General features: G+C 69.0%; 7 protein-coding genes. 1 reads left to right on the top strand and 6 read right to left on the bottom strand.

The window, feature by feature from the left end; all coding sequences use genetic code 11:
* Window positions 1-21 precede the first annotated feature (21 nt).
* A complete protein-coding gene (locus tag A612_RS08860; protein ID WP_040436449.1) occupies window positions 22-504 on the top strand; it encodes a (deoxy)nucleoside triphosphate pyrophosphohydrolase in 483 nt (160 codons plus the stop codon).
* 14 nt (window positions 505-518) lie between these two features.
* Here the strand turns inward: A612_RS08860 and A612_RS16575 are convergent, their stop codons facing one another.
* The 6 genes from A612_RS16575 to pilB form a co-directional block, all read right to left on the bottom strand.
* On the bottom strand, window positions 519-749 hold the full coding sequence (locus A612_RS16575; protein WP_075807037.1) for a DNA gyrase inhibitor YacG: 231 nt from the start codon (window positions 747-749) through the stop codon (window positions 519-521).
* 11 nt (window positions 750-760) lie between these two features.
* Entirely contained in the window at window positions 761-1,516 is a 756-nt protein-coding gene (gene zapD, locus A612_RS08855; RefSeq protein ID WP_019374141.1) for a cell division protein ZapD, read from the bottom strand.
* 31 nt (window positions 1,517-1,547) lie between these two features.
* Window positions 1,548-2,183 carry a dephospho-CoA kinase gene (gene coaE, locus A612_RS08850; RefSeq protein WP_040436448.1) on the bottom strand — a complete coding sequence of 212 codons (636 nt, stop codon included), beginning with the start codon at window positions 2,181-2,183 and terminating at the stop codon, window positions 1,548-1,550.
* Complete coding sequence (locus tag A612_RS08845) at window positions 2,180-3,070, bottom strand: prepilin peptidase (RefSeq protein WP_019374139.1); 891 nt, start codon at window positions 3,068-3,070, stop codon at window positions 2,180-2,182. Before A612_RS08845 ends, coaE begins: the two co-directional genes overlap by 4 nt.
* Entirely contained in the window at window positions 3,070-4,287 is a 1,218-nt protein-coding gene (locus A612_RS08840; protein ID WP_019374138.1) for a type II secretion system F family protein, read from the bottom strand. The genes A612_RS08845 and A612_RS08840 overlap by 1 nt, the downstream gene beginning before the upstream one ends.
* Before the next feature lie 81 nt (window positions 4,288-4,368).
* Window positions 4,369-6,108: a type IV-A pilus assembly ATPase PilB gene (pilB, locus tag A612_RS08835; RefSeq protein ID WP_040436447.1), complete on the bottom strand. Its 1,740-nt coding sequence runs from the start codon at window positions 6,106-6,108 to the stop codon at window positions 4,369-4,371.
* Window positions 6,109-6,201 lie beyond the last annotated feature (93 nt).

The following is a 6,201-nucleotide window of genomic DNA, read 5'->3' as shown; positions in this document are numbered from 1 at the left end:
CGGCCGCCAGCCGGCTGCCGCATGAGTGCTGCTCCCCCGGCGCGGCGGCACACGGAGGTGGCCGTCGGCATCCTGGTGCGCGCCGACGGCGCCCTGCTGTTCGCCTCGCGCCCTGGCGGCAAGCCCTACGCGGGCTACTGGGAGTTTCCCGGCGGCAAGCTCGAGGCCGGCGAGACAGTCGAGCAGGCGCTGCGCCGCGAGCTGCGCGAGGAGCTGGGCGTGACCATCGGTCCGGTCGAGCGCTGGCAGGCCACGGAGCACGACTACCCGCATGCGCTGGTGCGGCTGCACTGGTGCAAGGTGCGGGCCTGGGAAGGGGAGCCGCAGGCGCGCGAGGGCCAGGAGCTGCGTTGGCAGCGCTGGCCGCTCGACGTGCGACCGGTGTTGCCCGGCGCGCGCCCGGTGCTGGCACGCCTTGCCCGGGAGGAGGGGGCCGAGCTGGACGAGGCGGTGTTCGAGCCGGCGCAAGTGCCCGCAGACAGGCCGCCTTCGCCCTGCGCCTGAGCTGCGCAGACCGCTCAGGGCTCGTGCCGTGGGTCGCCGTAGGGCGCGTCTTGCGCAGGGGTCTCGGCGGGCACGCGGAACTCCTCGTTGGCCCACGCGCCCAGGTCGATCTGCCGACAGCGCCGGCTACAGAACGGCCGAAAGGGATTCTGGGGCCCGTACAGGCTCGGTCCGCCGCAGCACGGGCACCGGACCTCGCGCGCAGGCGGCGTGGGGGAGGGTGGGGCAGGGGTGTCGCTGGCCATGGACGATGGATTCACGCGCACAGCGTGAGTTCAAAGGATGCGTCCTCGTGGCTGGCCACCAGCCGCCCGCCCGCTTCCTGGCGCATCAGCCGCACCGAGACGATCAGGCGGTTGCCGCTGATCTCCGGGATGAGCTGCAGTCCCGGGTCGATCGCCAGCCGCAGCAGCTGGAAGGTGCGGCCCGGCGGCAGGTTCTGCTGGAACTGGCCGTGCTCGGCCGCCACCTTCTGCGGCATGCCGGTGTCGCGCAACAGGCGCAGCAGCAGGTGCACCGCCTCCGCCAGCGGCGCGAGGCTGGCCGCCCAGCCCTGCAGGTCGTCCTGGCGCCGCTCTGCCGGCAGGTGCTGCCAGGCGTAGTAGGCCGGCAGGTCGAAGCCGCAGGTGCCCCCGGGGATGCCGACACGGCTGCGGATGCTCATCAGCCATTCGCTTTCCGCGAGCTGCTGGCCGGCCTTGCCCTGCTGGCCTCCCAGGCGGGCGAAGCTGGCCTCCAGCTGGGCGATCACGCCATCCAGCGCAGCCTCCGAGATCGAGGGGTTGCCGCGGAAGCCCTCGAGCTGGTGCTTGTGTTTCTCGAGGTCCTTGAGCACATCGGACTTCAGGTCGGCGCGCGCCGCCACGTCCATGATCTCGAAGATGGTCACCAGCGCGAAATGGTGGTCCATCGGGTGCGTGCGCCCCATCAGCTCGCCCAGACGGCGAAACAGATGCTCCAGACGCAGGTAGGTTCTCAGGCGTTCGTTGAAAGGGTATTCGTAGAGGATCACGCTGCAGGCTTCCGGGCTCGGTGCCCGTTCATCATAGCCCGAAGCGGGCTGCCACCTGGCGCGCCAGCGCGCGCAGCCGCGCCAGGTCCAGGCCTTCGTTGAACACCACCCAGTCGGCGGCGGCGCGGCGCACCGCGCGGCTGCTCTGCGTGGCCATGATGGCGCGCACGGCCGCCTCGTCCAGGCGGCTGCGCGCCTGCACGCGCGCCACTTGGGTGGCCTCGCTGCAATCGACCACCAGCACCGCGTCGAGCTGGCGTGGCCAGCGTGCCGACTCCGTGAGCAACGGGATGTCGAGCACGATCAGCCGGTGGCCGGCCCGCGCGGCGGCCGCCTCGGCGGCGGCGATCTCGGCGCCCACGAGCGGGTGCACGATGGCCTCCAGCCGGCCCCGCGCCGCCGGATCGGCAAACACCAGCTCCCGCATGCGGCCGCGATCGAGCGCGCCGCTGGCGTCGACGAAGGACGGCCCGAAATGGGCCCGGATGGGCTCGATCGCCGCGCCCTGCGGCTGGGTGACTGCGCGGGCCATGGCATCCGCGTCCAGCACGGCCGCCCCGCAGTCGCCCAGCATGGCGGCGAAAGTGCTCTTGCCGCTGCCGATCCCGCCCGTGACACCCAATCGCCGGGGCCGCGCCGGCGCATCCCGACCGCCGCTGCCGCTCATGCCAGGCCGAACACCGAAAGCACCGCCTGCATGATGCGCTGCGGGCCCCACAGCAGCGCCGCCAGGCCGCCGCCCGCCAGGAAGGGCCCGAAGGGCACGTACTTGCCCTCGCGCAGGCTGGAAGACAGTTTCATGGCGATGCCGACCACAGCCCCGATGACCGAGGCGAGCAAGATGATCGGCACCAGCGCCTGCCAGCCGAACCAGGCGCCCAGGGCCGCGAACAGCTTGAAATCGCCATAGCCCATGCCCTCCTTGCCGGTGGCCAGGCGAAAGGCCCAGTACACGCTCCACAGCGACAGGTAGCCGGCGGCGGCGCCGAGGACCGCGTCGGCCAGCGGAACCGCGGTCCATCCGAGCAGGGAGCCCAGCAGCCCGGCCCACAGCAGCGGCAGCGTGATGTCGTCGGGCAGCAGCGTGGTGTCCCAGTCGATCAGGGCCAGGCTCAGCAGGGCGGCGCAAAAGCCGCTCCACAACAGCGTCTCCGCCGACATGCCCCAGCGCTGCGCGCAGAAGTAGAACAGCGCGCCGGTGGCCAGTTCCACCAGCGGGTAGCGCAGGCCGATGCGCGCCTTGCACGCCGAGCAGCGCCCGCGCAGGGCCAGCCAGCTGAGCACCGGAATGTTCTCGTGCCAGCGCACGCCGTGCCCGCACGAGGGGCAGCGCGAGCGGGGCGTCCAGAGGTTGAAGGCCTCGGCGGATGGCGGCTGCGCCGCGCCGCTTGCCTCGGGCAGCAGGCCGGCATCCTGGCCGTACTGCGCGCACTCGGCCGCCCACTGGCGCTCCATCATCTTCGGCAGCCGGTGGATGACCACGTTCAGGAAGCTGCCCACGAGCAGCCCGAGGATGCCGAACAGGGCGGCATCCGCCAACGGACTGCCGGTCATCAGACCACCTGGCCGAGCTTGAAGATCGGCAGGTACATGGAGACCACGATGCCGCCGATCAGCGTGCCGAGGAACACGATGATGATCGGCTCCATCAGGCTCGACAGGCCGGCGACCATCTCGTCGACCTCCTGCTCGTAGAAATCGGCCGCCTTGCCCAGCATGTGGTCGATGGAGCCCGACTCCTCGCCGATGGCCGTCATCTGCAGCACCATCGAGGGGAACACGTTGGCGTTGCCCATGGCGGCCGTCAAGCTGGTGCCGGTGGAGACTTCCTGCTGGATCTTCTCCGTGGCCGCGGCATAGACGTAGTTGCCCGAGGCGCCGCCCACCGAATCGAGCGCCTCCACCAGCGGCACGCCGGCGGCGAACATGGTCGACAGCGTGCGCGTCCAGCGCGCGACGGCCGACTTGTTGATCAGCTCACCAAAGATCGGCAGCTTGAGCAAGGCCCGGTCCATGACCTGCTGCATGCGCTCGCTGCGTCTCCAGGCCTGCATGAAGAAGTAGAAACCCCCTCCCAGCACGCCGAAGATCAGCCACCAGTACTCGACGAAGAACTCGCTCACGGCCATCACGAACAGCGTAGGCGCCGGCAGGTCGGCGCCGAAGGAGGTGAACACCTCCTTGAAGGCCGGGATGACGAAGATCATGATGATGGTCACCACCACGAAGGCCACCACGATCACCGAGATCGGGTACATCAGCGCCGAGCGGATCTTCGACTTGATGGCCTCGGTCTTCTCCATGTAGAGCGCCAGCCGGTCCAGCAGCGCTTCCAGGATACCGGCCGCCTCGCCGGCCTCGACCAGGTTGCAGTACAGGCTGTCGAAGTACATCGGGTACTTGCGGAAGGCCGAGTTGAGCGAGGTGCCGGTCTCCACGTCGGCGCGGATGTCGTTGAGCAGCTTGGTCACGCTCGGGTTGCTGTTGCCGCGCCCGACGATGTCGAAGGACTGCAGCAGCGGCACCCCGGCCTTCATCATGGTCGCCATCTGGCGCGTGAACAGCGCGATGTCCTTGGGCTTGATCTTCTTGCCCGAGCGCATGCGGCGCTTCTTGATCTTGGTGGGCAGCACGCCCTGGCGGCGCAGCGTCGCCTTGACCTGGTTCTCGCCGCCGGCGCGCACCTCGCCGCGCACGATCTTGCCACTGCGGTCCTTGCCCTCCCATTCAAAGACAAAGTCCTTGACTCCCCTCGATGCAGCAGTCGCCATGGTTGCTCGTTCCCTCGTCGTCGTTGTCGTGCCCGGCCTGCCGGGCGTGTGCCGGCCGGCGGGCATGCCTGGCCGGCGGGTTTATTCGTTGGTCACCGCCAGCACCTCCTCCAGGGAGGTCAGGCCCATCTTTGCCTTGTGCAGCCCCGACTGCCGCAGCGAACGCACCCCCTCGCGGCGCGCCTGCGCAGCGATTTCCAGGGCGCTGCCGTCGGCCAGGATGATGCGTTGGATCTCTTCGGAAATCGGCATCACTTCGTAAATTCCTACCCGGCCCTTGTAACCGTTGTTGCAGGCCGCACAGCCCACCGGCCTGTAGGTCACCCAGGAGCCGTCGATCTCCTCTTCCCTGAAGCCCGCGTCCAGCAGTGCCTCGTGCGGGATGTCGGCTGGCTGCTTGCATTGCGGGCACAGGCGCCGCGCCAGGCGCTGGGCGGTGATGAGGATCACGCTGGAGGCGATGTTGAAGGGCGCGATGCCCATGTTGCGCATGCGCGTCAGCGTGGTCGGGGCGTCGTTGGTGTGCAGCGTGGACAGCACCAGGTGGCCGGTCTGGGCGGCCTTGATGGCGATGTCGGCGGTCTCCAGGTCACGGATCTCACCGACCATGATGATGTCCGGGTCCTGGCGCAGGAAGGCCCGCAGCGCAACCGCGAAGGTCAGGCCCGCCCGCTCGTTGACGTTGACCTGGTTGACCCCCGGCAGGTTGATTTCCGAGGGGTCTTCGGCCGTGGCGATGTTCACGCCCGGCTTGTTGAGCAGGTTCAGGCAGGTGTAGAGCGAGACGGTCTTGCCCGAGCCGGTCGGGCCGGTGACCAGGATCATGCCGTAGGGGCGGTGGATGGCCTCCAGCAGCCGCTCCTTTTCCTCCGGCTCGTAGCCGAGCGCATCGATGCCCATCTTGGCGCTGCTCGGGTCGAGGATACGAATCACGATCTTCTCGCCGAACAGCGTGGGCAGCGTGCTCACGCGAAAGTCGATCACCCGGTCGGGACCGACCTTGAGCTTCATCCGGCCGTCCTGCGGCACGCGCTTTTCCGAAATGTCCAGGCGCGAGATCACCTTGATGCGCGAGGCCAGCTTTTCCTTGATCGCCACCGGCGGCGAGGCGATCTCGCGCAGCTCGCCGTCGATGCGAAAGCGCACCCGGTAGTGGTGCTCGTAGGGCTCGAAATGCAGGTCCGAGGCGCGCATGTTGAAGGCGTCGAGCAGCATCTTGTGCAGGAACTTGACGATCGGCGCGTCCTCGACCTCGCCGCCCTGGGCCTCGGCTTCCTCCTGCGCGCCGCCGTCCTCGCTCTGGAGTTCGCCGAACTCGAAGTCGCCGCCGATGATGTGGTCGATCGACTCGCTGGTCGACTTGGTCGTGGTCTCGACCAGCCTGAGCAGCTTCTCGTGGTCGGCGATGACCCAGTCCACGCCCATCTGGGTGCTGAACTTGATCTTCTCGGCCGCTTCCTGGTGCGTCGGGTCGGCGGTGGCGACGATCAGGCGGTTGCTGCGCTTGGCCAGCGGCACCACGCCGTAGGCCTGGCAGAGTTTCGGATCCAGCAGGTCGCGCGACAGGCGCAAGGGATCGAGCGCCTCCACGTCGACCAGGGGGGCGCCGAAGATGCTGGAGACGGAGTGCGCGAGCTCGCAGGAGCTGATGTGCCCCCCCTCGATCAGGGCGGCGATGAAGCTGGTGCGGCCCGCCTGGGCCTTCTTGTAGATGGCCTCCGCGCCTTCCTGGCTCAGCTTGCCCACGGACATCAGGGCACGCGCCAGTCCGGGCAATGCTACGGGTGGGGTTTCTTTCGCAGGGATGTTGACTGCAGCCATGAAGCGGTGGCCTGTGTGCTCGGTGGTGAAACGATCCTATCATCGCCGAAGCCCCGGCCGCTGCCTAGCGGGGCGGCCCCGGGGCGCGCCCCG

Source organism: Melaminivora alkalimesophila, assembly GCF_000282995.1.
Taxonomy (GTDB): Bacteria; Pseudomonadota; Gammaproteobacteria; order Burkholderiales; family Burkholderiaceae_C; genus Melaminivora; species Melaminivora alkalimesophila.
This window is presented reverse-complemented; position numbering and strand designations above follow the sequence as displayed.